This is a genomic window from Type-F symbiont of Plautia stali, assembly GCF_059731105.1.
This window is the reverse complement of sequence record NZ_AP035909.1, coordinates 1,617,578-1,641,975: the sequence shown is the minus strand read 5'-3', so window position 1 is coordinate 1,641,975 and position 24,398 is coordinate 1,617,578. Positions and strand designations below refer to the sequence as shown.

The 24,398-nt window shown below is 49.3% G+C and carries 22 protein-coding genes and 2 pseudogenes; 1 reads left to right on the top strand and 23 read right to left on the bottom strand.

All coding sequences use genetic code 11. The features are described 5' to 3' along the window. Positions 1-64: 64 nt before the first annotated feature. The 21 genes and pseudogenes from AC6I7A_RS07765 to AC6I7A_RS07665 all read right to left on the bottom strand — a co-directional run. Positions 65-1,606 (bottom strand): glutathione ABC transporter substrate-binding protein, encoded by a 1,542-nt coding sequence (locus tag AC6I7A_RS07765; RefSeq protein ID WP_058956639.1) that lies wholly within the window; start codon positions 1,604-1,606, stop codon positions 65-67. Between the two features lie 22 nt (positions 1,607-1,628). Beyond that, positions 1,629-3,494 (bottom strand): ABC transporter ATP-binding protein, encoded by a 1,866-nt coding sequence (locus AC6I7A_RS07760; RefSeq protein WP_058956640.1) that lies wholly within the window; start codon positions 3,492-3,494, stop codon positions 1,629-1,631. 15 nt (positions 3,495-3,509) lie between these two features. Further along, positions 3,510-4,475, bottom strand: coding sequence for an N-acetyl-D-Glu racemase DgcA (dgcA, locus tag AC6I7A_RS07755; protein ID WP_058956641.1), 966 nt, complete (start codon positions 4,473-4,475; stop codon positions 3,510-3,512). 1 nt (position 4,476) lies between these two features. Beyond that, on the bottom strand, positions 4,477-5,484 hold the full coding sequence (gene dgcN / locus AC6I7A_RS07750) for an N-acetyltransferase DgcN (RefSeq protein ID WP_058956642.1): 1,008 nt from the start codon (positions 5,482-5,484) through the stop codon (positions 4,477-4,479). A gap of 348 nt (positions 5,485-5,832) precedes the next feature. Further along, positions 5,833-6,918: an ADP-ribosylarginine hydrolase Tri1 gene (tri1, locus tag AC6I7A_RS07745; protein ID WP_498004695.1), complete on the bottom strand. Its 1,086-nt coding sequence runs from the start codon at positions 6,916-6,918 to the stop codon at positions 5,833-5,835. A 518-nt stretch (positions 6,919-7,436) separates the two neighbouring features. Further along, positions 7,437-7,946: a PI-PLC domain-containing protein gene (locus AC6I7A_RS07740; protein WP_230200896.1), complete on the bottom strand. Its 510-nt coding sequence runs from the start codon at positions 7,944-7,946 to the stop codon at positions 7,437-7,439. Positions 7,947-8,149: 203 nt separating this feature from the next. Beyond that, positions 8,150-8,626, bottom strand: coding sequence for a hypothetical protein (locus tag AC6I7A_RS07735; RefSeq protein WP_058958507.1), 477 nt, complete (start codon positions 8,624-8,626; stop codon positions 8,150-8,152). 36 nt (positions 8,627-8,662) lie between these two features. Then, positions 8,663-8,872 carry a hypothetical protein gene (locus AC6I7A_RS07730; RefSeq protein ID WP_058958508.1) on the bottom strand — a complete coding sequence of 70 codons (210 nt, stop codon included), beginning with the start codon at positions 8,870-8,872 and terminating at the stop codon, positions 8,663-8,665. Between the two features lie 837 nt (positions 8,873-9,709). Then, on the bottom strand, positions 9,710-10,081 hold the full coding sequence (locus tag AC6I7A_RS07725) for a hypothetical protein (protein WP_058958510.1): 372 nt from the start codon (positions 10,079-10,081) through the stop codon (positions 9,710-9,712). A 176-nt stretch (positions 10,082-10,257) separates the two neighbouring features. Further along, entirely contained in the window at positions 10,258-10,641 is a 384-nt protein-coding gene (locus tag AC6I7A_RS07720; RefSeq protein WP_058958511.1) for a hypothetical protein, read from the bottom strand. A 676-nt stretch (positions 10,642-11,317) separates the two neighbouring features. Next, complete coding sequence (locus tag AC6I7A_RS07715) at positions 11,318-12,058, bottom strand: ankyrin repeat domain-containing protein (protein WP_318250660.1); 741 nt, start codon at positions 12,056-12,058, stop codon at positions 11,318-11,320. A gap of 123 nt (positions 12,059-12,181) precedes the next feature. Then, a complete protein-coding gene (locus tag AC6I7A_RS07710) occupies positions 12,182-12,856 on the bottom strand; it encodes an ankyrin repeat domain-containing protein (protein WP_064484530.1) in 675 nt (224 codons plus the stop codon). 446 nt (positions 12,857-13,302) lie between these two features. Next, positions 13,303-13,671, bottom strand: a complete 369-nt coding sequence (locus AC6I7A_RS07705; RefSeq protein ID WP_072215535.1) for a hypothetical protein — start codon at positions 13,669-13,671, stop codon at positions 13,303-13,305. Positions 13,672-14,022: 351 nt separating this feature from the next. Continuing rightward, positions 14,023-14,241 carry a hypothetical protein gene (locus AC6I7A_RS07700; protein ID WP_058958514.1) on the bottom strand — a complete coding sequence of 73 codons (219 nt, stop codon included), beginning with the start codon at positions 14,239-14,241 and terminating at the stop codon, positions 14,023-14,025. Positions 14,242-14,524: 283 nt separating this feature from the next. Beyond that, positions 14,525-14,797, bottom strand: a complete 273-nt coding sequence (locus tag AC6I7A_RS07695) for a hypothetical protein (RefSeq protein ID WP_325973584.1) — start codon at positions 14,795-14,797, stop codon at positions 14,525-14,527. A gap of 234 nt (positions 14,798-15,031) precedes the next feature. Then, a complete protein-coding gene (locus tag AC6I7A_RS07690; RefSeq protein ID WP_140028395.1) occupies positions 15,032-15,505 on the bottom strand; it encodes a hypothetical protein in 474 nt (157 codons plus the stop codon). Between the two features lie 1,105 nt (positions 15,506-16,610). Then, positions 16,611-16,904 (bottom strand): hypothetical protein, encoded by a 294-nt coding sequence (locus tag AC6I7A_RS07685; RefSeq protein WP_058958475.1) that lies wholly within the window; start codon positions 16,902-16,904, stop codon positions 16,611-16,613. A gap of 392 nt (positions 16,905-17,296) precedes the next feature. Further along, positions 17,297-17,965, bottom strand: a pseudogene (locus AC6I7A_RS07680) (RHS repeat-associated core domain-containing protein); the annotation flags it as partial. A gap of 48 nt (positions 17,966-18,013) precedes the next feature. Continuing rightward, positions 18,014-18,253, bottom strand: coding sequence for a hypothetical protein (locus AC6I7A_RS07675; protein ID WP_058958477.1), 240 nt, complete (start codon positions 18,251-18,253; stop codon positions 18,014-18,016). Positions 18,254-18,257: 4 nt separating this feature from the next. Beyond that, the gene (locus AC6I7A_RS07670) at positions 18,258-18,686 is read right to left on the bottom strand and encodes a hypothetical protein (protein ID WP_230200893.1); all 429 of its coding nucleotides are present in this window, start codon (positions 18,684-18,686) and stop codon (positions 18,258-18,260) included. A 30-nt stretch (positions 18,687-18,716) separates the two neighbouring features. Next, positions 18,717-19,450, bottom strand: a pseudogene (locus AC6I7A_RS07665) (RHS repeat domain-containing protein); the annotation flags it as partial. A gap of 52 nt (positions 19,451-19,502) precedes the next feature. Here AC6I7A_RS07665 and AC6I7A_RS07660 point away from each other — a divergent pair. Further along, on the top strand, positions 19,503-19,658 hold the full coding sequence (locus AC6I7A_RS07660) for a hypothetical protein (RefSeq protein ID WP_195910834.1): 156 nt from the start codon (positions 19,503-19,505) through the stop codon (positions 19,656-19,658). An 84-nt stretch (positions 19,659-19,742) separates the two neighbouring features. On the opposite strand, the gene AC6I7A_RS07655 is transcribed toward AC6I7A_RS07660, so the two are convergent. Then, on the bottom strand, positions 19,743-19,970 hold the full coding sequence (locus tag AC6I7A_RS07655; protein ID WP_325973581.1) for a hypothetical protein: 228 nt from the start codon (positions 19,968-19,970) through the stop codon (positions 19,743-19,745). A 4-nt stretch (positions 19,971-19,974) separates the two neighbouring features. Further along, complete coding sequence (locus AC6I7A_RS07650) at positions 19,975-24,396, bottom strand: RHS repeat-associated core domain-containing protein (RefSeq protein ID WP_058958481.1); 4,422 nt, start codon at positions 24,394-24,396, stop codon at positions 19,975-19,977. Positions 24,397-24,398 lie beyond the last annotated feature (2 nt).

Below are 24,398 nucleotides of genomic sequence, written 5' to 3'. Positions count from 1 at the left end.
GTGCGACGGGCCTTTCCACGCCCCTCTCCCGCATGGGGTCAGGGGCGTGGAGGAAGAAATCGTCTTATTTAAAGGACGCCTGAGTGAATATGAGATTGCCATCAGGCAGCATTGAAACGCCGCTCAGGTTGCTGCGCTTGCCCACCAGGTTGTCTGGCGTGCCAAGAAAGGCTACCGGTGCCGCTTTCCATAGCGCCGTCTGGGCCTGCGCATAGGCGATGCCACGCTTCGCCGCATCGGCCGTCACCAGCCCGGCGGCGATCGCTTTGTCCACTTCCGGGTTGCTGAAGTAAGAGACATTATAGGAGGTCGGCACCCAGGACTCGGTGGCAAACAGCGGGCGCAGCGCCCAGTCCGCATCGCCGGTAGAGGTCGACCAGCCGCCATAATAGAGGTCAAACTCCGCCATTTTCGGATCCTTCACGCCCCACAATTTCGCATTGCGCGTTCCCGAATCCATCGGGGTAACCGTGGCACGAATACCCACCGCAGCCAGCTGTGCTTTCAGCACCTGACCGGCTCGCACGGCGGCCGTGGCATTGGTGACCCAGAGCTTAAGATCCAGCCCCTGCGGATAGCCTGCCGCTTTCAGCAGGGCTTTGGCCTTATCGGGTGCATAGTGGTAATCGGGGTCGGTTTGTTTCTGATAGAACTGCACCCCTTCCGGCATAGCCGAGGTGGCCGGTTTGCCCAGACCGGCAAAGGCCACTTTCAGCCACAGATTACGGTCAATCGCATAGTTGATGGCCTGACGCACGCGAACATCCGCCAGCGGCTTGTGCTGCGTGTTCATCGCCATGTAATAGAGATAGATGCTCGGGTCGCGCTGCACCGTCAGATGGCTGTCCTGCTGCACCGCCGCAATGAGGTCGGACGGCAGTGGCCAGATGGCATCCACCTGCCCCGATTTTAAAGCCGCAACGCGTGTCGCATCTTCCGGGCTTGGCGAGAAGATCACCTGGTCGACTTTCGGCCACCCCGCCTGCCAGTAACCCGCATACTTCGCCATCGTCACGGCTTTGCCCGGTTTCCAGTCGACAAATTTAAACGGACCGGTTCCCACCGGATGCAGCCGGAGCTGGGCTTCGTCCGGGTATTGCTTCAGGATCGCCGGGCTCCACATCACCGCCGAGGGGTGCGCCAGCGTGTTAATAAAAGCCCCGAACGACTGATTCAGGTTGATTCTGACCTGGTCAGGTGCCAGCACCGTCACCCTGTCGATCATTTTGTAGAGGCTGTTGCGCTTCAGCCCTTTTTTCTGGTCAGCCAGACGATCGAGGTTGGCTTTGACGGCTTCCGCGTCAAAAGGGGTGCCATCCTGGAAGGTGACGCCCTTGCGCAGCGTCAGGGTAAATTCGGTCGCGCTCTCATTGGCGGTATAACCGGTCGCCAGCCAGGGTTGCAGCTTCATCTGCGGATCAAACTGGAACAGGCGTTCAAAGATACCGCTCTGTACGGAGTAGCTGATGTTATCCGAAGTGTCGTGCGGGTCCAGCCCCGTGATATCGGCATACATGGAGATACGCAGATCCTGCGCCTGCGCAGCAGAGACCAGCATCGTCGTCAGGGCGAAGGCGAGTGAGGTACGGCGAAAAATGGGTTTCATGAAATCTCCTGGTCGTTGAGGATTATCGCAATGTAATGCCGTCAGCGACCCAGTGCAGAGGCGCAACCTGTCGATAACGGGGCTTAGTGACCGTTTGGCCCACCTTACGTAACGGCGAAGGGATTTCGCTGTCATCGACAAGGCGGGGCTGACGGTTCTCAGGATCGGCTACCGGCACGGAGGCCAGCAGACGCTGGGTATAGGGGTGATGCGGGTGATTAAATACCGACTGGCGCGGTCCAAGCTCCACAATCTGGCCGAGGTACATCACCGCCACGCGATTCGCAATGCGCTCTACCACCGCCATATCGTGAGAGATGAAGATCCACGCCACGCCGGTCTGCTGCTGGAGGTCCATCATCAGATTGACCACCTGCGCCTGAATTGAGACGTCGAGGGCTGAAACCGCCTCGTCGGCGATAATGACTTTCGGCTTCAGTGCCATGGCGCGGGCGATGGCAATCCGCTGGCGCTGCCCGCCCGAAAATTCGTGCGGATAGCGACGCGCATGCTCCGGCAGCAGGCCGACGCTCTTCAGTAACGCATCGATCTGCGGCGAAGCCTCCTCCAGCGATTTCACGATGCCGTGCAGGAGCAACGGCTCGGCGATGGTAAAGCCCACGGTCAGGCGGGGATTCAGTGAGGCGTAGGGATCCTGAAAGACCATCTGAATTTCACGGCGGAGCGGCTGGAATGCCGCCTCTTTCAGGTCGGAGATCTCTCTTCCCTCAAAGTGAATGCTTTCGGCCTCACTGCTGATGAGCCGCATCAGTGCGCGTCCGGTGGTCGATTTGCCGCAGCCGCTTTCACCCACGATGGCCAGGGTTTCACCGGGCCACAGCGTGAAATCAATCTGCTCCACTGCATGCACATGGTGCGTCAGGCTCGATAAGATGCCGCTGCGGATCGGGTAATAGACTTTCAACCCGCGCACATCGAGCAGCGGCGCCACGTCGTAACGCGCGGTCTGCTGTTCGCGTTGCACCGCATCGCGGGCACCCGGCAGAGGAAAACGTTGCGGCCAGTTGTGCTCCCGCATATCACCGAGTCTGGGCACGGCCGCCAGTAATGCTTTGGTATAAGCGTGCTGCGGAGCGGCAAAAATCTCAGAGACAGTGCCCTGCTCGATGACTTCGCCGCGCAGCATAACCACCACCCGATCGGCGATCTCTGCCACCACGCCCATATCATGAGTGATAAACAGCACCGCCATCTGTTTCTCGCGTTGCAGTTCCCGCAGGATATGCAGAATACGCGCCTGCACGGTGACATCCAGCGCGGTGGTCGGCTCGTCGGCGATCAGGAGCTGCGGGTCACAGGCCAGCGCCTGCGCAATCATGACACGCTGCCGCATCCCACCGGACAGCGAGTGCGGATAGCTTTTCATGACGCGATCCACATCGGCGATACGCACCTGTCGCAGCAGTTCACGCACGCGCGCCTGCGCCTCTTTTCTGCTGCACTGCTGGTGATCGCGTAACGCTTCGGTAAGCTGATCGTCAATGCGCAGCACCGGATTCAGCGAGGTCATGGGCTCCTGAAAGATCATCGCCATTTCACGGCCCCGCAACGCGCGACGCTGATTCTCATCCAGCGTTTCCAGTGCATGCACGTTTCCGCTGCGATCGCGAAACTGCATGCTGCCGCGATCGATACGGCCGCCGTTTGCCAGTAAGCCCATCACCGCCAGCGACGTAACAGATTTACCGGAGCCGCTTTCACCCACCACGGCGACAATCTCACCCGGATTGATGGCAAAACTGATCCCCCTGAGAGCCTGATTCTCACCGCTGCGTCCCCGAAACGAGACGCTGAGATCCTGAATCGCCAGCACGGGAGAGGCAGAGGCTGTGCGCGCTGCAGAAGAGGTAAGTCGTGTGTCCGTCATCGTCGCCTCGCAAAGTTATAGCCAGATGCGGCCCTGGGAGTAGCTCAAAAAAGGAGAACTGTCGGCGGCCAGCCAGATGGGGCCATCCAGGTCGATGAACTCCGCATTGACCGCGACGGGCAAAGCGGCCTCCATCGCCAGTGACGAACCCAGCATGCAGCCAACCATAATGCGCATATTCTGCGCCCGGGCCGCCTCCACCATCGCCAGCGCTTCGGTCAGGCCCCCGCACTTGTCGAGTTTGATGTTGACCATCTCGTAACGATCGCGCAGTTCCGCAATATCGGCCCGTGTATGACAACTCTCATCGGCACAGACCGGGATGGGGTGCCTGAAGCGTTGCAGGTCATGATCCTGTCCGGCGGGAAGCGGTTGCTCCACCATCGCGATGCTGAAGGCCTTCAGTGCCACCAGCAGGCTCTCCAGGTCCAGCCCCGACCAGGCTTCATTGGCATCGATAATGAGCGTGGCGCGTGGTGCCGCCGCACGGATCGCGGCCACCTTTTCCAGAACCGCATCACGGTCGAGCTTAATCTTGAGCAGGATGGCCCCGCGTGAGACGGCCTCTGCCGCCGCGAGCGCCATATTTTCCTGCGTGTCGAGGCTGAGGGTTTCGGCCGTTACCACCGACGGTGGCTGCGAACACCGGCTCTTTTGCCACAGCGTCTGATGCGTCCGTGCGGCGTCGAGTCGCCATAGCGCACAGTCCAGCACGTTGCGTGCGGCGCCTGCGGGTAAGCGCTGTTGCAGATCGTCATGGCTCAGGCCCGCCTCCACGTCAGCACGCACGGCTTCAAGCATCGCCTGCACGCTTTCCGGCGTCTCACCGTAGCGGGCCGTCGGAGTGCATTCGCCCTGCCCGATGAACCCGTTTTGCTCTAGGGTGACCCGGATGACCGTCACGGCGGTCCGGGTTCCACGAGAGATGGCAAAGGGGCGCGCCAGCGGCAATGCCACCACATCGATCTGCATCGTTCTCATTTCAGCCACGCTCCTGAAGCAGCGCGGCGATCCCGTCGATACCAAAACGCACAGGATCGGTTGCCGGCAGGCCAAACTCAGCGGTGATTTCAGCGCAATACGCGAGCGCCTCTTCTTCGCTGTAATTTGAGGTGTTAATCGCAAAGCCTGCGAGCTGTACCGACTCACTGGTCACCTGCGCGGCGCGCAGATTGGCTTCAACGCACTCCTTCAGGCTGACCATCGGCTGGTGGGGCAAATGACGCATATGCGGGCGTCCCATTTCATGACACATGACCAGCCAGTGCGGTTGCGCACCGTGCATCAGCCCCATACTCACGCCTGCATAAGAGGGATGGAACAGTGAGCCCTGCCCTTCGACGATGTCCCAGTGGTCCGCGTCATTCGCGGGTGACAGCGCTTCTGCCGCGCCAGCAATAAAATCCGCGATTACCGCATCCACAGCAATGCCCTCACCCGCGACCAGAATGCCGGTCTGGCCCGTAGCGCGAAAATCAGCTTTCATGCCGCGCGCACGCATCGCTGCCTCCAGCGCCAGGGAGGTGTACATCTTGCCCACTGAGCAGTCCGTACCGACGGTCAGGATGCGCTTACCTGAACGCTTCTTGCCGCTGCCAACACTCAGCGTTGGACGCATATGGCGCAGGTCAAAAAGCTCAACACCCGACGCCTGCGCAAGCGCGACCAGTTCCGGTTCGTCTACCAGTCGGTGATGCAGACCACTGGCCACATTCATGCCTGCTTTGATGGCACTTTTAATGGTTTCCAGCCAGTGCGCTGGCAGATAGCCCCCTGCGTTGGCGGTACCCAGCACCAGGGTTTTTGCGCCACGCGCTCTGGCACCGGGAATATCCAGTTCATCCAGGCCCAGACTGACCGTACAGCCCGGCAGTTTGATTTCGCCAACGCACTGCTCCGGCCGCCAGATATGAATACCGCGCGCCGTTTTTGCCGCAAGGGGATCGGTCACATCGCCAAGAAAGAGTAAATAGGGTTGTGGAATTAGCATGTTGTCTCTCGTTTCAGCCAAAAGATCAGGTTCTGAAACCACTATTTCATGCGTTCTGAAGGGTGACGAATGCTTGTTTAGCAGGAGGGTATAACGGCAGGTTATAGTCAGAGGTAATTGCGATGATACGGGGATTTTTCCGGCGGAAGTGAGCGTCAGATAGACTCAAACCGGGAGCGGGTCATAGGAAAAGAAGATGTTTGGGTAGGCGTTTTGGATGGCGATTGGAAGGAGAAAGAACTTTCTCACCCGGGGCACTGGCGAGTGCATGAATGGCGGATGCCAGCGCCCCTGTCAGGCTGAGTCAGTGTTACAAAAAATCACTTACCTGACACAGAGGGAGCGGAATCACTCTGTTTCTTCCGGCGCGAGATTAAATAGCGTTTCTGCCATCGAGAGGATTCTGTCTTTTTGTACTATCTTCTCAACCCATTCCTGAGGTATACCTGACAGTCCATACAATGCGCCCGCTAACTGGCCTGCCGTCGCCGCTACGCTATCAGCATCATCAGCAAGATTTGCCGCCAGTAAAATGGCATCTTTGAAATTGTCTGTATGCCAGACGGCCCATAATGCTGCTTCCAGGGTGTCGATAACGTAACCGGAGGAGCGAATTTGGTCACGATGCTTTTCTTTATATTCACCGGCATTGATGATTAGAAGTCTTACCATTAAAGACATTTTATGAGGCGCGAAGGCTTCATTTTTACCATAACCCATTAAAAGATAATGCAGGATGGCATTCAGATACTGGCAGCTATTGATTGATTCCGGAGCAGAGTGTGTAGCCCTGCTCTGAATAGCGGCATCTCTCCAGCCATCAATGAAAGATTTCCGTCTGAAAATAGCGACAGGGGCATGACGAATCAGGGCAGCATTCCCTGCGCTTTCAGGAGAGGTGTTGCCTGCCCAGTCTGACCCATGCCTGATAACCTGTTCAAGCGCATAACGGGTTGCATTACCAATATCGAAACAAACGCCATTCGAACTATTGTGGCCAGATTGATACCACTGGATTAATTTATCCCTGAAAAAAGCAGTGTCGCAGCTTTTCTGTTCAATGTACGTTTCTGCCAGACAGAGCGCCATTGACGTATCATCGGTCCATTCACCCGCCTTCAGCCTGAATGGGCCACCGCCAACCATATCGTTGATGTGAGAATTGTCGCGAGTCTGGAATTCCAGCGTGGTTCCCACTGCATCACCAACAGCGAGTCCCATGAGTAAACCTTTGGCTTTATCTAAAGCCTCAGCGTCCGTTAATCTTTGGTTAACTGTCTGCATCCACTCAGGTTTCGCTGGCTTTTCATTGGGCATTGGCTGATGTTCGTAAGCCATCCTGTTTCTGAGTTGAGGCGAAATTTCAGGAAGTAAATGGGCATATTTACGGGCGTAAATATTAAGGTCAAAATCCGGCAATCTGAGATCAATCATAGAAAGTCCTTTTCAGTCAGGTGAGAGGTAAAAATCGCCAGACGACTTCTTCGTCGTTTCTCTATTAGCTGGCAAATTGTCAGGACAAAAATAGTGCATCAACGCATCCATTTCATTCCAGTCATCTTCTGTAAGTGGCTGTTTCTCCATGCTGTAAAATCTATACCTGATGCAGTGATAACAGTCGCATCATGAGAGGCGTCTGGTTATATTTCACCCGGGCTAGCGAACCAAAAAACCTGAACATGAAAGAAAACTCAGGGATGCTTAATGCCTGACCTCTCTTTTTCCCATTCAAGCTCATTGTCAGTTTTTGTTCTCAGTCCGAGGTTCATGAATCCCAGAACCTCTGTATGCGTATCATTGAGATAGAGTTCAAAACCATAAAACGGGTCATCATCTTTGAATATCGGTATTTATTAAATTGCGCATTTTCGCACCAGGTTTAACTACCAGACACGGGCCGTACTGATCTGAGGATATCCTGCTTAATCGTAAGATGCTCAACGCCACCTGATTCACTCTTTAGCTGTGATGATCACTTTACTCAGACAATCCGGATTACTGACAGCAAAAGAAAAAGTGATTACCTGACCTTCCGGATCGGGGGGTGAAGTGTAGCTGGTCACTTCATTTTCAGACTGACCGCGAGGATAGTCACTCAACTTAATAGCCGGATACTGTTTTCTGACATCATCAGGCGTTATACATTTACCAGCGGGTGAAAAGCTCAGAAAAGAGGCAATTCCGCCTGATATATTACTGATACGCAACTCAATATCAGTGATTTTTGCATCTCCTTTCAGTTTGAGCGAACTGGCATGATAAACGTTGATAAATGCATTTTGGGTTTCTAATGTTAATGCCAGCGGAAACTGTTCAGGATGTGCCACAGACAGACTTTTAAGTGAAGCACTCGACTGAGTGATGAAGCGCCATATGTCTTGATTTGGTATCTTCGCTTCTGTAAAACCGTTAAACAGAAACAAAGCTAGCATCAACAGAAATTTGTTTGTGTGATGTGTCATTTTCATCCTGCCGATTTTTGCACTCCTCATCATAATAACCTTTGTGTTTCTTGAAGGAATGAGTGACTCTTCACGATCCCCCTACCGATGAGGGTAACCTGTCAGGTAGGGACTCACCATCCTGTATGTGTGCAACCCGGATTTTCATTTCTATATGGCCTACTGACACTCACTATCTTTGCATCAAGCAAAATGAGCCCCCATCAATACACAACAAGCTTGCCGGATGGCCATTGCCCTGCCCATCCACAGGGGATATGACCCTTCTCATAAATTAACATCAGTCGCTCAAAAAATAGCGGGTTGGGTAATAATTCCTTGCAGGCATCTTCTGCAAGAAAACTGATTAAATCCCACTTAACAATATTGATTAGAAAATCATCATCGAATTGAGTGGGATTCGTTATGGTGGGTATGATTTCACTATGCATAATCGCTTTTGCTTCTCTGACCAGACGATTCCAGTGCTGATATTTACTGCTCTGTTTTTTTGCCAGATAGCCGGTTATAGCATTACCCGCCTCAAGCGTGATATTTTCCCAACCAACACTTGTGACATTTATGATGAAATCTGATTCAGCCGTTATCTGTTTTACGTTATTAAAATAACTAACTTTGCCTGCATTAATAAACCATGAAATATTCTTAAGACGATAGACAGCTTTAGCTGAGATTTCCATACCTTGACCTGTTTTATGCTTATGGAGGATATGCTATCACTGGTTACGCTTTCTTTCCCTCGACTGTGCCATTAACATGACTTCATAAGCATCCTGCCCACTCTGGCAAGCTTTCATAGCATCCTGCTCGCTTATTTCATAGCTGACATCTTTATTGACAAACCCGCCTTCATCAAAATTTATGTAATATTTCCCATTACGTTCAGTGATGAACATACCATAGGCACTGAAACCCATTTTTTCCATCGCCGCCACCTCAACTCTACACTTTAAGTATTTTCATGACCTGATTAGCTTATTAAATATAAGCACTGCGAATTCTTCTACAGATCTTACCCACGCAAAAAGGAAAAGAAGACGATGAAAATCCGATTTGCATTTTACTTTTTTCGAGGCGTTTTTTATCCTTTCACCTAATGAGATGATAACTTCACAGGCATCCTGTTGTCTCTTTATGATTTTTTTGCTTCACCCACGCTAACTTCAGCTTCGAGATATTCAGGGACAATCTCGCCCGAACCAAATAAAACAATCAATATTCCGTACCTGTCCAGAAGGGTATCAGATAATCGCTGGAAATTTTATTTGCCGTATTCAGCTCCATCCAATAAAATTCCCACTCACACTTTATCGATAATTTTAGCAATATTGTTTTTTACTGCGTCGAGTGAAATATTACGTTTCAACCTCTCATTGTAATCATCATGCCAGAGATGGTAATCAGAGAAAGAGCCATTTCCCTGATACATTGATTTCCATGTATCACAGGCATGCTTACAATACCTGGCTGATTCGACCCCCTGAGAGTTGACAGACATCCTTAGGATTTCAATTATTGATAAAATGCCTCTAATCCAGTTACACTCTTTGTCATTAATCAGGATATTTTTTAATTTTAAAAACTCAATGAGTAATTTCTGAGCCTTGTTATGAGAATACACAATCCACCTTAAAGGTCATGGTCCTGATAAAACAGCCCCTCATCCGACCGGGTTCATAGTGCTCCTGGTTATCAGTGCAACTGGCGAGGACATCCGACATAATTTGCTGATACCATGATGATTAATATCATCTTTCTGCGTATTAGTAAACAGGTGATAACCGCTCCAGTTGCTTTCTTTGCGGATGAAAAGAGAAATGCCAGTCGCTCCAGCCGTCAATTTTTACAGTGAAAACGCAGACTATTAAGACTTCTTTTTTTGAATCTGTCGTCATATAGTAGAATCTTCCGTCATCAGGCGGTAAAAAAGAGGATACGATTTTTCCTGTCGCAGTTATAATAGTGAGTCTTTCTGGAAAATCTTTCTTCTGATCCAGAATAAATATTAACTCTCTGCCTTGATCAACTAAAACCTGATCGACTTCAGATAACGTCAATGAGAAGGTATCCCCTTTATAACGCCATTCAATGATGGATTGTTCAACTAACAGTTTTAACTCAATGTTATTTTTCACTTAATACCCATTTGTAAGATACACTGTCAGCGGCCAAAGCGGAATTTTACTCTCTAATAAAATAACCTTAACTCATCCTGCATTCTTGATTCCCGCTCGTTCATGCCAGTCTATCAGAAAAAAAGGAAGTATCATCACAGTGCCTTTCCACTTGACCATCATTAATACCTGTTGAATTATTCAATATAAACACTGCACCGCTGAAATATAAAGTCATCAAAATCAAAATAAATCTCCCAGTCCCCCCCTTTCTGATGCAAAACCTTTTGACCCTCTTGAATGATAAAATGGATCTCACCAAACGATGCCAACTTCCAGTTCCTGATGGCGATATCTGAGCAACCTGTACCATTAAGCTCAACAACGATGATGTTATAATCAGTTCCCCACCGCCCCCATTTATTCACCTCTACAGCGGGTTTCTGTCGGGTATGGAGGTTTAGTGAAATCCGGCCTTCCATATCAAGATTTATCTGGCCTATATGAACATCCCTATCCAGACCATCGGGGAAAATTTTATCTAAAAACTCACTTCTTCTAATAAAGTCGCTGATATTCACTTAGTCGCTCCACCACAAAATAGCACCTGAAATAATTTAAAAGCCAGCCATGCTCCCTTATTCCATATTTATACTACCGCTTACCTGAGAGTATATAAATACGGCATAAACATCGAGTTAGCTTAGCCTCTTTTTTTCAGTTAACTAATGAAAATTATTATCATCTCATTTTATAAATAAACAAACTGACAGGATTTCTATGTTGTTTCAGTTATGAGGTTAAACATTCACATATCAGGATGTTTAGTTTTGATACCAGGCACTAATTTTCCCCACTCAACCTCCGCCTCCGTTTTTTTTCTTATCTTAAGAATGATACACTCAAACAATAGTTTCGATGGCTTACTAAAATACAACTCAAAACTCTTTTAAACCAGCCACGAGGGCTGGGACTTCTATGTATGACTGATAGATGATTAACGGCAGACCCTGTCGGATAAGAAATGGCTGCTACATATCAGGCCCTGGCTGACTCGTCGGCGGGTGTTTCGAGGCAGGATTGCCTACGCTACCGCCCTGCCTTGATAGTCTAATCTGCACATATATATTTTTATATCAGTCAGAAATGTAAATACAGGGTTGTCATTGTGTCAATTGCCCCTACATCCTGAAATGCTCTCTACATTAAGATGAATTCTTATGCATGCTGGAAACTGTCACAACTGAATCAACTCTATCAGAACTGAGTCCGTGCCCCTTTTTGCTTAGCAAGCCTGAGTATTGCCGTTAACCTGTTCCTCGTACTACCTTCATCACTTTTAATATCTTCTAAAGCATCGTCAAGCTGGCGCATAAATGACCATCCGGTATTAGTTTCAACGGCATTCGGGTTGGCTCCGTTATTTAGCAACCACTCGACGGTGTCTAACTGCATACCATCCAAAGCATGCATCAGAACCGACCTGCCCAGGCTATCACTTGAATTAATGCTTGCCCCTCTTTTCACCATCAGAGCCAGGGTTGCTATCGTATTATCTGAAGCAGCGCGAAAAAAAACCGGACGCTCCATAACTTCTGCGTCAGGACTCATACCACCATCCAGCAGCGCTTGCATATAGACCGGATAGGGTGACGTAGCCAGCACCTCAGCAACAGATCCTAAATCAGGAACATTTTGTAAGGGATCGGCGCCGACCTTAACCAATTCACAAATTATTCTCAGCTCATCAGGAATTTTTTTTGTGGCACTTTGCACAGCAAAAAATAATAAAGTCATATCCTGCGCACCTGGTTTATTAAGTTCAACACCAAGGGCAAGTTTGTTAACGTCTGAAACACGGTGTTGTGCTATTGCCTTAGCCAGTAGAAGCTGCTGCCCTGAGAAATACGACTCTGGCGCCTGGCCTTTTGTTGCAAAGCAAATAAAAGCCATGCCTGAAAGAACAACAGCAGTAAACATGAAAACTATTATTTTCAATTGCTATTTCCTTGTACTTTCAAACAACGAATACTTCCTTACAAAATCAGATGGTATTATCGATCCCAGCGCGACCCCGCTTAACGGCCATAATGCCTTGAGCCCATGCCCAAATTAACCTCATCAGAAATCGGTGTATCCGCCTTTTTGCTTAGCAAGCTTGAGTATTTCTCTTAGCTTATTCTGCGTAGTACCTTTATCACCCTTATTACGTTTCATCACATCGTCGAGCTGACGCATAAATGACCATCCGGTGTTAGTTTCAACGGCGTTCGGATTCGCCCCGTGTTTTAACAACCATTCGACAGTGTCTAACTGCATTCCGTCCAGTGCTGCCATGACGGTAGATTTTCCCAGAGAGTCGGAAGCATTGACATCGGCCCCGCGATTTACCATCAGCGCTAACGTGTTTAGAGTATCGTCTGATGCGGCATCATGCAGTAAAGGCTGTCCCTGAACTTTTTCATTGACGTTCATACCACCGTCGATTAGCGCGTTCATAAACGCCGGATGAGGGGAAGCTGCTACGATTTCAGCGACACTGCCCATATCCGGAACATCCTGAAGAGGATCGGCGCCCGCTTTGATGAGTTGACTTATAATCTCTAATTCTTTGTTCTTTCTATCCTCAGCTTGCTGCAAAGCAAAATAGAGCAATGTCATGTCGTGCTCGCCGGGTTCATTCAATGTTGTGTCAGACGCTTTTTTTGCCACGTCAGCAACGTTTTTGCTGACAATAGCCCGAGCCAGACTCAATTGGGTGCCATGGAAAAATTGCTCTGGCGAGTATCTATTCATTGCATAACATCCTGAAACCAGGATTAAAAACACTAATCCACCATAACGAGCCAGACTTGTAAGAAAAAACCTAATCATTTCCGCCCTTGATTAAAGATAATAACTTCACATTACTATCTGTATCCATTTCAATACCCTTTTACATGCTCCATCCCACGCCTGTCAATTTTCATTCCCACACTAATGCGATGACCCAGAGAAGGCAGAGGGAACTCATCCTCATACGCAGTCTATTGCGGTCACGCGGTTTACCGAGCCTATTGTCAGATGATGCTGATTATTCTAGCGATATCGCTAGCGTATATCACTCAATTCACAATTCAGGAGCGGGTTTATTTATGACAGAAGAATACATTGTTACGAAGAATATTCTTTTATATTAAAACCGAAAGCACATCGCACCGAAAGTGACAGCTGGTATCGCACAATAGGTGATTACAGATAAATCAATTACTATTTTTACTATCAAACACTCCTACAAGATAAGATTGGTATCGGGCAGGCTGTAATTCCTTATAGGTAAAGACAGCTAAAACCTTGTGCATTCCATTTGAACATTTGTTTTCCGAGAGTCTCAATCGACTATTATCATATCTATATTCATTTTCAGCACCGCTTTCAGAACGTAGGCCTCTGATACTGCGTGCCAGAACTTTTTTATGATCATATCTGTTAAAATCAACTGAGTTGTACAATCCAAAATAGACTATACCATGGCAACTCGGGCAAGCGATTCTGACATCATTCTTCAGGAAATCATCTTCAGCTCCATCATGAATTAATGTAATTTTTTTCTGGTAATTAACTACTCTCATTTTCCCCTCATAAAGCCAACTGCGACTGGCTTAACAATGTTCATGCAATGTTTGTTTTATATTCTATAATCCAGTGACCTGCTGCAGAAAGAGAAGTAAATCTATTTAAGTCAAGGAAGAGGCTTATTAATCCAGACACAAAACTCATCTGTTAAAATTTCAGCTTCGTAACGCAGGTTTTGTATAACTCCTTATTGTCACTGCTTTTGTACATTACGGCCCTGGCTTAAACCTCAAAACCCTTCGTCGTAAAAAGATGATTCAAGTCTAAAATTTATACTGGTAAGCACATCGCGTGCTGCAGAAAACCACATATTAACTATTTCATCGCACTACGCTGACACTAATCATTTAAAAAAAAAGGGGTTGATCATTTCCTTCTCTGTACTGTGTTGCAATAATCACCTCATAAGCATCTTTTTCACTTTTCTGTGCTTTAGAAGCTTCTTCTGATGTAATTTTAGACTTTTTTTCAATCATAGCAATTGTGCCTGCATCATATAGAATATAATACTCATTTTCTTCGATACTTATATCCACACCAAAACCTGTAAAAATAATTTCACTCATTTTAATGCCTTTAAAGGTTGAGAAAAACAGCATTGCCCAGAAGTAAGTCACTCTCTTAAACCTGTTGTACTGCCTTACAAAATCAAACATCTGGCGATAAACAGTACTCAATAGCAATGATTAAAGCCCAATATAACTCAAAGCATGAATTTTGGGCTGAGAGAAGACAAAGATCCCAGAAAATCTATCAGGTTAAATTCGAGTTGATTAAAAAAATTTTCTTACCTCTATTACAGAGATATATTCTTAATAAATCCCTGAACGGATGATGGCATTAGATTACTTATCGATCATGCTCCAGATAGCTATCAACCGCTCTTTCAATTCTGTCCAAAACATCTGTAATTGGATTAAGATAATCGTTATACATTTCTGCATATCGACGTGAAAACCCTCTTAATGGATTATTTTTTATTTTATTACCAATAATATTTGCTTTTAGGCGTTCAAGTTCACCAATTAAAATTTGCAAGTCCCCTTTGTGATCAGCATTCATGATCATTTTAATGTTGTTTATTGTTTTTTCTACTTCAGACAGGAGCGTTATTTTTTCCAAGAGTAATGTCCTTTTTATGACTGGCTGTTATCGTCAGCCTTTTCAATAACAGACATTTAATTAAATAAAAAGTTTTCTTACTATTAAATAACCATGTATTCCAGAACATTTCAGGGCGAAAATTTGCCCAAAGCCAGACTGGTTGTACTAGCGAAAAGCATTCTACCTTAAAAAAATAACGCTATCATCTTCTCATTATATGATGGGAGTCAATATTTTATTGGGGTTTCCAAATCAGCCTCTGACAATATATATCCCACAATCAAATGATCTTTCATTTGACTGTACAGTTATCTCTCCCCATTCAAAACTCCAGAAATTACCATATGGTGGCTCTTTTAACTCTCCCTCATAGTTACTGGGGTATTTATTGAGCATCCATGCAAGCATTCTATTCTGTTCTTCCTTTAAAGCCTTTACATTAGCTCTTTTATCCCAATTACTAAAACTTTTGTAGAAATCACCTGTTTTGCTTGTAAGACAAACAAGTCCTTTAAAAGAAAAAACAGCCGGGTTGAATTCTACAGTGAATGGTTCATTGTGCCAGCTAACCTCGTTTAAAAAAAAACGATATTTTCCAAATGACGTCAGACCATCGATAGACTCCAAAAAAACTAACTTAGTAAAAGCTTCGCATGAAGAAAGATCTATCTTACTCCCATCAATGAACAAATCTCCATTCTTCTCGTCTAAAGTCAATATTTTCATTTGTTAATTAATTTCCAGGTATCAGTTTAAGTCATGCATTCTTTTTCATCGCCGCCGGGCATAGATAGCGTTCTGGTCATCTCCAGCGCGAACGCAATAAGAACCGAAGCGATCCAATACTCTTCAGCGTAACCGACAGTTCCACTTACGCACTATTGTAAAAGGTGATGAGCTTCAGCCCATGACGTCTGTTATACGGACTGCAGTAATGAAACAGAGTATAGTGCAGTACTGCTAATTCTGCATTATCGGTGCCTTTCCCCCTCAGTCATTACCGGGCCATTATAGCGGCGTCAACTCTCCCCTTTCTTCCCTGACTGACAAATTTAACCAACCCGTGAAAAGATTTTTAAGTTTAAAAATGTCGCGGAATCAAGTGCACTTAAATGATAGATTTATAATAAATCATTGCCAGCAACTCAAAAGCTCCTGCCACATTTTTTCTCTTCTTTAATGGTTATTACTTCATAGTCATTATACTCCTTTATATATTCTAAAAAAAGCAACTGCATAGGTCTGATAGTTACAGTTTTTTGCCTTCTGGCCCCCTCTATCAATTATCTCAACTCACGTAAAAACCCCCTCATCCTTAACTCTGAAGGTGAAATACTTATTAAGGTAGTCTAAAACTTCGTTATAAGAATCAAGGTTCATTATATCCTTTCCGGAAAATTTTAATCTCATCAAAAATTACCAATGCCCTGCCAGCAACACGCTGCTGAACCACACCTTTTCCACATTGTGGATAAGCTTCATTAAATGGTTAAAGATGAGCTTCATCTTTATTATCAACCATTCCGGGTCATAATAGCGGAATAGATTGTCGTGTAGTCCTGTTGATTCGGCACCTGCGGTGCCTCACCACACCACGGCCATCGCTGAAGCGATGTTCAAATTTGCTTAGGCAAAGTAGTCATGGTGCAGGTACTGACCCTACATCAATAGGTTTTGATCTATAACCTGGAACGCGCTGGCTAGACTCGCGCAGCAGTTTAAGACCGTCCAGGCTGTTACCGTCCGGGCGAAGGCGGGCTGCCTTACCCTAAAGACGAGCAACTATACTAAAAGGCCGAAAGAATCATTCAGAGCACTTCCGGCTTTCTAACTATATTTCTTTATAAGCTTGTTCAGCTTCGATAATTATATTCCCCAACTCAAGATCAAAAGGCCATTGATCAACTATTACCCTTGAAATACCTATAACCCTTTCTTTCTTAAGCGGAATATTATCCGATTTAATTATCGTTAATACAATGGATAAACTTTCCTTAAATTTGGAAAGTTGAGAGGCGGAAAGTGCAGATAATACTTTTATATCGTTAGTGACAACAGCCTCATCAATCTCATCTATAGCTTTTTGTATCTTTGCAACTGCCCTGTTTACTTTTGTCATTTTCATAAATCTAATAATTTATTAAGATCCGCTATGTTTTTTTGTATCTGCCCACCTGATAAACCCACTCCATGACATGATGCCTTTCCTTCAAGAATGACAGAGCAGGCTTAACTTTAAACTGAGACACACTAGTCATCTGATTCCATTACTTTTCACTGCCAAACCTTTTCGGGTAGCGGGTAATGTCTCAAAAAAATATTAACCTCTCACCTTAGCATTGACACCATCATAATATCTTAACCCATGTTCTGAGTTAGTCGCTTTATGAACTTTGATTGAATCTATTTCGAATCGATCTAACGTTTTCTTTCTGAATTTTCTCAGTGTGGCGAATTTTCTAAATAAGCCGACGCATCCTTTACACCTTTATGTGGATCTGATTGACCGCGGCCCATACATTTCCTCAACCCGTGCGGATCAATCCAGCTGAATTCATTCGGCGCGTATGCGTAAAGGTTAAACCCGCCCATCAAACCTATCGGATCCTGCTGGGTGAACCGTCCACTGTCCGGGTCATAGTAACGAAACAGATTGTAGTGCAGTCCGCTTGATGAGGTACCTGCGGTGCCTGATCCCTTAGGGGCCATCGCCGAAGCGATGTTCAAATTTGCGAAAGCCAATCAGTCCCGGTCCAGGTACAGGCCTTGCATGTTCAGGTTCTGCTGCACAGCAGCAGGAGATAGAAATGAAGCAGACCAGCCAGCAGGTAAGTCGCGTCGGCGGGACCAGACGCGCGGCGCAGGTCGCTGCGCGTCACCCCTCAACACGTGACGGCGGCGCAGTCTGCCTAACCGGTCATATTCACTGCGCAGGGTCAGCCCGCCCTGCGTCCGGCTCAGTTCCCGGTGCAGGGTGTCACGGGTAAACTCGGTGACCGGCAGGTTGTCCAGTGCGATGCTCAGCAAGTGGCCGCTACCGTAATAAAGCTCCTTCAGGTTGCGACCATCCGGCAGGGTTAAGGCCGTGCAGTTACCCAGCGCATCATATTTAAAGGTAATCTCCTGCTCGGCCTGCTGGCTCCACTCATTGTCAGACAGCGGCAGATGCTGCGACACTTTACTTAGGCCCTGTCGCCCTCATCAGGGTAGTGACAGCGATGAGTAAATAAGATTTTATTTCTTTAAAAAACTGATCAGTTGCAACACCTTTTGATATTCTTCTTCATCAAACTCACCATGAGCCAGATACCCACAAAAATTCCTATACAAAAGCTCTAAATCAATATTTGAACAATTTTCATTTTTTAAAGCATCCAATGCTGACTTGTACAATTCCTTTCCTTGTGACTTGTTTTTCCTTTCTACTAAGGCGATAAGTTCAATTAACATTTCAATAGCTTTTTGTATATTCATATTATTAGAAACTCACTCTGTCTGTTCTAATTATCGTGGATTTTGCTAATTCCTTGATACTTATCAGTCCTTGATAGCCTCCGCCTTCCAGAAACTCCAATTTATTGGTACTTATTTGCGGAGCAGCAGTACCCTCAGTGACCCATGTTCCTTTTTGAGGTTTGAAGGTTGTAACCCGATCAATCTTAACGCCCCATTCATTTAGGATGACCAGATCTTTCCTTAATTCTGCCTCTGAAGTATATTTCTTTTTAGTGACGTAATTGAAATCCCTTCCTAATCTATTGGTTTTACCATGATATTTATAAAAGATTTCATCGCCACTAACCTGTCTATGAGTGATTACACCATCTGTGAAATTCGCTTTATGATGGTCGGGGATTCTTTGACCTTTTTTCGCAAGCGAACACCTACTCAACCCCCACGGATCCACCCACCCCAGCGCATTCGGCGCATACTGCTAAAGGTTGATCCCGCCCGCCAGCCCTATCGGGTCCTGCTGGGTAAACCGTCCGCTGTCCGGATCATAATAACGAAACAGATTGTAGTGCAGTCCGGTTGATTCGGCCCCTGCGGTGCCTCACCCCCTGGGGCCATCGCTAAAGCGATGTTCAGATTTGCTGAAGAAAATCAGTCCCGGTTCAGGTACTGACCCTGCATACGCAGATTCTGCTGAACGACAGGCAGCCGCTGGCTGGACTCGCGCAGCAGTTTGTCCCACGGGCTGTTGATGCCTTCCCAGGCTTTTTGCCCTTCCGCGTCAGTCAGCAGCTCCGGCATCCCGTTAGCTGCATTATGGAACCAGTAAATCTCCGGGCTTTCCACGCCATCAATACGCGCCAGCGGTTCACAGCTCTGGCTGTCACTATAAACCTAGGTCAGCGGAGTGCCGTCGTGGATCTCCTGCAGCAGCCGGTTACCTTCCCACACGAAGCGCTTCGTGACGGCGTTCCCCGACGGCCTGCCCTGTAACAGCCGCTGGCTGGTTTTACTGATGCGACGTCCCAGCGGATCGTAACGGAAACTAACCTTTGTGCGCGGCTTGTTACGGTCCCGCGGCTCACTAATGACCTCCGTCAGGCAATGCTCACCATCGTATTGATATCGCCATCGGGTCTGGCCATCATCTTTCTCAGTGGTACGGCCATGAATATTGAACTGCCAGCGGTCACCTTTCAGTTTGGTGGCACGGTTGTGTATACCGCAGGTCAACATCGCAGGGAAGTAGCTGGCTGAGGCGTAGTTTGAAATGGGAACGGGCTTCAGACTGAAGGTACTGGACGGCTATCTGATGTTGATCCTCGATAGCGGCGAAGAGGACCGGCTTCGTCATGAGCAGACAACGCTTACACAGCAGCAGGAGATGGAGCAGACCAGCCAGCAGGTACTAGCGTTGCTGGTCTAGTCAGCGACTAAAAATATAGCCGGAAGGATCCTGGAGATAGCTTCCGGTTCATTATGATTTTGAAGATAATCTAATATGTTGAAATCATGGACCATAAAAATGCATTAATGTATCAAGATCATCCCAATCTTTTTCGGTTAGCATATATTTCTCCATGCTATCGTATTTATGCCTTATACCTTTCATAGGAATCGAGTGCTCATCTTTCCTAGCCAAATCAATTAAATGATCAATGTCTGACTGTTTTTTCAAGGTTCTTTTTAATAGCTCAAACAACATTTTCTCAGCATCTTTTTTTTCGAGGATATACATTTGGTTAATCCGGTAATATTTTAATTGAGTCGAAATTAACAATCTGTCCATTTGCATGCAACTGTACGGCACCACCGCTTCCGTACTCAGGATACGCCGAGGCAAACGGTTCTAGTTTTGTAGGATGAGTATTACCATCCCATTTAGGAACGAAAGCTGTAGGTTTACCATTTTTATACAATTGCAAAGTATCAAAAGTTCCGCGCATCCGCGCATCACTCCAGGCTGGGGCAATCTGAAATCCATCCCTGGCAGCACTGCCAGAAGAATATTTATCAAATCCGAAATATGTAACAGGCGCAGCCTTATTTTCTAAGGTCGAGGGTACAAACTTATTGATCGAACCATCAAGTTCCATATATTTCATATGACGATAAGCAGTAGAAGGCATGGTCGCACTTGGTCCATCTGGGCCCACATAAAAATCAGGTTTACACCTACTCAACCCCCACGGATCCACCCAACCCAGTGCATTCGGCGCATACTGGTAAAGGTTGATCCCGCCCGCCAGCCCTATCGGGTCCTGCTGAGTAAACCGTCCGCTGTCCGGATCATAATAACGAAACAGATTGTAGTGCAGTCCGGTTTCACGATCCAGGTACTGGCCCTGCATACGCAGGTTCTGCTGCACGGCAGGCAGCCGCTGGCTGGACTCACGCAGCAGTTTGCCCCACGGGCTGTTGATCCCTTCCCAGGCTTTTTGCCCTTCCGCGTCAGTCAGCAGTTCCGGCATCCCGTTGGCCGCATTATGGAACCAGTAAATTTCCGGGCTTTCCACGCCATCAATACGGGCCAGCGGTTCATAGCTCTGGCTGTCGCTGTAAACGTAGGTCAGCGGAGTGCCGTCGTGGATCTCCTGCAGCAGCCGGTAGCCTTCCCAGACAAAGCGCGTCGTGACGGCGTTGCCAGATGGCCTGCCCTGTAACAGCTGCTGGCTGGTTTTACTGATACGGCGTCCCAGCGGATCGTAACGGAAGCTCACCTTCGTGCGCGGCTTGTTACGGTCCCGCGGCTCGCTGATCACCTCCGTGAGGCGATGCTCACCATCGTAGCGATATCGCCAGCGGGTCTGGCCGTCATCTTTCTCAGTGGTGCGGCCATGAATGTCATACTGCCAGCGGATACCGTTCAGTCCGGTGACACGGTTGTGCATGACATGAGCGGCACTATGGCGATCCAGCGGGTTGCCTGCGCCATCCCAGCGCCACTGCTCATTACCCGGCTGCGCACCGTCCTGGGACAACAGCCGGCCGGCGTTATCGTAGTGCCATAACGTCTGGCTGAACGGATTATCGTCACGCTCTTCGCGGATCAGGTTGTTACCGTAATCGAAGTCGCGCCGGCGGGACCAGATGCGCGGCGCAGGTCGCTGTGCTTCACCCCTGAACACGTCACGGCGGCGCAGTCTGCCTGAGCGGTCATACTCGCTACGCATAGTCAGGCCGCCCTGCGTGCGGCTCAGTTCCCGGTGCAGGGTGTCACGGGTAAACTCGGTGACCGGCAGGTTGTCCAGTGCGATGCTCAGCAAGTGGCCGCTACCGTAATAAAGCTGCTTCAGGTTGCGACCATCCGGCAGGGTCAAGGCCGTGCAGTTACCCAGCGCGTCATACGCCCACGCCAGTTCGCCCTGCTCCCCCTGTTCAGCAACGATGCGGCCCAGCGCATCATATTTAAAGGTAATCTCCTGCTCGGCCTGCTGACTCCACTCGCTGTCAGACAGCGGCAGATGCTGCGACACTTTACCGAGCTGGCCGCCACCGCTGTAGTGATAGCGCGTCTGACCCTCCGGCGTGGTTCGCGCCAGCAGTTGCCCCGCACGACTCCAGTGATAATGATGGGTGATGGCCTGAGGATGGCCGGCGGCAAAGGTACGCGATAGCGTGCGGCCCGCCGCGTCATAGTCGTATCGCGTGGCAACACCATCCAGCCCCACCTGAGCCAGCAACAGAGAATCTGCCCCCCATTCGAACTGATACTGCTCGCCGTTCTCGTTTTTTAACGCCGTGAGGCGGCCACGGCTGTCCCAGCTTCGCTGAACCGTCTCGCCCTGTGCGTTGCGGTTGGCGATCAGTCGTCCGACATTGTCGTAACGGAATTCACTGCGCTTGCCATCCGCCGACTCATAGGCCAGCGGCAGGCCGTTTTCACTCCAGTGCAGTCGCTCTTCCCAGCCCTCTGCGCGCTCCAGTTGAAGAGGACGGCCTGCGGCGTCATAGTAATAACGGGTTTCTTCACCATCCGGCGCGGTGACAGAGCTGAGCCAGCCCAGAGGATGATAACGGTAGCGCGTGGTCAGCCCTGAACAGTCGGTTTCACGGATAACCTGTCCGGCATCGTTAAACTCCCGGCGATAGCTGTTACCTGCTGCATCGATCTCCTCGACAATCAGCCCGGACTCATCCCGCTTATAGATCGTGCTTTGCCCGAGCGCATCAACGACGCGCTCAAGACCGTGATGGGGGTCGTAATAGTATTTCGTCGTGGAACCATCCGCTCCGGCAACTACCGTGGGCAGCGCACGGTGTGACAGCCATTGCACCGCCTGCACACCGCCGTCAGCATCTTTCTCTTCAACGCGGTTGCCCAGATCGTCATAGGTGAAACTCACCGCGTTGCCCAGCGGATCGATGCGGCGCGTCAGGAGTTCGTTTTCATCCCACTCATAGCGCCACTTCTCGCCCCGCTCATCGATGAAACAGGTAATGAGGCCCGCGGCGTTCCAGTGGTGTTCGCGCTGCTGACCGTCATAGGTCGACACGCGCGTGATGCCCGCCTCGAGATCGTAATGCATGCGGCAGCCGTCACCGCTATTGGTGCGGTTCTCAACCACGCGCCAGTGATCCAGCTTCTGCCAGCGGTATTCACTTTCCAGCCCGCCGGGCAGCTGATGCCAGACCATCAGTCCGTCGTCGTTGTAACGGAACCGGCGGGTAACAACGCCTGCCGCATCGGTCACGCTGGCAAGCTGGCCCTGTTGGCTGTAGGTCCAGCGCGTCAGAGGCCAGTGCTGCTCGCCATCAAAATGGCTGGCTGACGTCGGCCGTCGCGGATGCTGTCTGTCGTCGTAGTGCAGCGTGACGTCAATCGCCAGCGGCGCGTCATGGATACGCACCAGACGGGCCTGTTCATCCCAGCCCGTCTCCAGCGCGTTGCCGTACTCGTCGCTGAGTGACGCCAGCCGCAGCACCTGCGGATCGGCGGCCGTGCGCCGGTAAAGACGCCATACCGCACCGTCGTCATCGGCAATGGCGATATCGCCAGTCTCGCTGCGCCGCACCATCAGCCCTTCGCTGATGCTGTAGAGCACCTCTTTTTCACCGGGAACGTCAAAGCTCAGCTCGCGCCCGTTGTCGTCAAACCAGGTTGCCCGGTTGCCTTCCAGCGTCAGATAGCTGTCAAACACCGTGGCCCAGCACTGACCGAACAGGCCTGCGCGCTGAGTCAGGCTGTTGTAGCTGCGCTGAAAACTGAGCGGGAAACGGCCGGGAAGAGAGAAATCGCGTTCGGCCTCATCATTAAGGACTTTGACGCCGGTTGCGGCATGAACCGGGAATAGAGATGAGAAGGCGGCGTTGATGGACATATCCGCCATCATGCCGCCCGCCGCACCGGCCAGCGCGCAGGGCATATTTTTCAGGATCTGGCTGGGGCGACCGCGTATGAGCGAAAGGCCAATCATCATCACCGCGAGACCCGGCACCTTGCCACTTTTGATCTCTCTGACCGTAACGGTCTCACCTCCGATGATGACATTGGGGGAAACAGCATCACTTACCGTGGCGTCACAGGTCGTTTTGTCCTTTGCCCGCACCGCAGGCTGGCCATTGATAAAAACGCTTTTTGAACCCTGAGCCAGATACTGCGGCGCACTGTGTTTTTCACAGGCCACTTTATCCTGCTCAAGCGGAGAACTCCCCGCATCGGCAGAGGCGACCGTGGGCTGCCACATAGCACTGCCGAACTGGCCCACCGCAGAGAGCAGCATGCCGCCGTAGTCCGCGAAGCTCTGCGGTGATTGCGGTTCCGGTGGCGGTGTCTCATCCGGCGTCATCATCCCGGCCGCGCGTGCGGCCATGAGACCATTCACGCGTACGTTGTCTGAACCGCTGGCGATCACTCCGGCGGGTGAAGGCGGGAATATCATGTCGCCCAGCCCTTCTGCCGCTTCAGAGATGTCGTCCGACAGGCCCGCAGCATTGGCTAACACACCGCCAATGATGCCGCTGAGCAGACAGCTGGAACCGATAGCGGCAACCCCGGCCGCCGCCATGCCGGCACCCAGTAAAGGCGCAGCCAGTGTTGCCGCCGCTCCTACCGCAGCCCCGATGACGGCATAAGCCGCCCCTTCAGCCACGACACTGGTGATATCAGCGAAAATGCTGGAGTGAATGATCTCGTCGCCCACGCGGGCCGCATGGTTATCCATAA

Excerpts from the sequence above, each read along its gene's own strand:
- AC6I7A_RS07690 (WP_140028395.1), bottom strand. The coding sequence starts at position 15,505 with ATGAAAATATTGACTTTAGACGAGAAGAATGGAGATTTGTTCATTGAT.
- AC6I7A_RS07710 (WP_064484530.1), bottom strand. The coding sequence starts at position 12,856 with ATGAATAGATACTCGCCAGAGCAATTTTTCCATGGCACCCAATTGAGT.
- AC6I7A_RS07740 (WP_230200896.1), bottom strand. The coding sequence starts at position 7,946 with ATGACACATCACACAAACAAATTTCTGTTGATGCTAGCTTTGTTTCTG.
- dgcN (WP_058956642.1), bottom strand. The coding sequence starts at position 5,484 with ATGCTAATTCCACAACCCTATTTACTCTTTCTTGGCGATGTGACCGAT.
- AC6I7A_RS07655 (WP_325973581.1), bottom strand. The coding sequence starts at position 19,970 with ATGTATATCCTCGAAAAAAAAGATGCTGAGAAAATGTTGTTTGAGCTA.
- AC6I7A_RS07675 (WP_058958477.1), bottom strand. The coding sequence starts at position 18,253 with ATGAATATACAAAAAGCTATTGAAATGTTAATTGAACTTATCGCCTTA.
- AC6I7A_RS07765 (WP_058956639.1), bottom strand. The coding sequence starts at position 1,606 with ATGAAACCCATTTTTCGCCGTACCTCACTCGCCTTCGCCCTGACGACG.
- AC6I7A_RS07705 (WP_072215535.1), bottom strand. The coding sequence starts at position 13,671 with ATGAGAGTAGTTAATTACCAGAAAAAAATTACATTAATTCATGATGGA.
- AC6I7A_RS07760 (WP_058956640.1), bottom strand. The coding sequence starts at position 3,494 with ATGACGGACACACGACTTACCTCTTCTGCAGCGCGCACAGCCTCTGCC.
- AC6I7A_RS07660 (WP_195910834.1), top strand. The coding sequence starts at position 19,503 with ATGGGAACGGGCTTCAGACTGAAGGTACTGGACGGCTATCTGATGTTG.
- AC6I7A_RS07735 (WP_058958507.1), bottom strand. The coding sequence starts at position 8,626 with ATGGAAATCTCAGCTAAAGCTGTCTATCGTCTTAAGAATATTTCATGG.
- tri1 (WP_498004695.1), bottom strand. The coding sequence starts at position 6,918 with ATGATTGATCTCAGATTGCCGGATTTTGACCTTAATATTTACGCCCGT.
- AC6I7A_RS07685 (WP_058958475.1), bottom strand. The coding sequence starts at position 16,904 with ATGAAAATGACAAAAGTAAACAGGGCAGTTGCAAAGATACAAAAAGCT.
- AC6I7A_RS07700 (WP_058958514.1), bottom strand. The coding sequence starts at position 14,241 with ATGAGTGAAATTATTTTTACAGGTTTTGGTGTGGATATAAGTATCGAA.
- AC6I7A_RS07730 (WP_058958508.1), bottom strand. The coding sequence starts at position 8,872 with ATGGAAAAAATGGGTTTCAGTGCCTATGGTATGTTCATCACTGAACGT.
- AC6I7A_RS07650 (WP_058958481.1), bottom strand. The coding sequence starts at position 24,396 with ATGGATAACCATGCGGCCCGCGTGGGCGACGAGATCATTCACTCCAGC.
- dgcA (WP_058956641.1), bottom strand. The coding sequence starts at position 4,475 with ATGAGAACGATGCAGATCGATGTGGTGGCATTGCCGCTGGCGCGCCCC.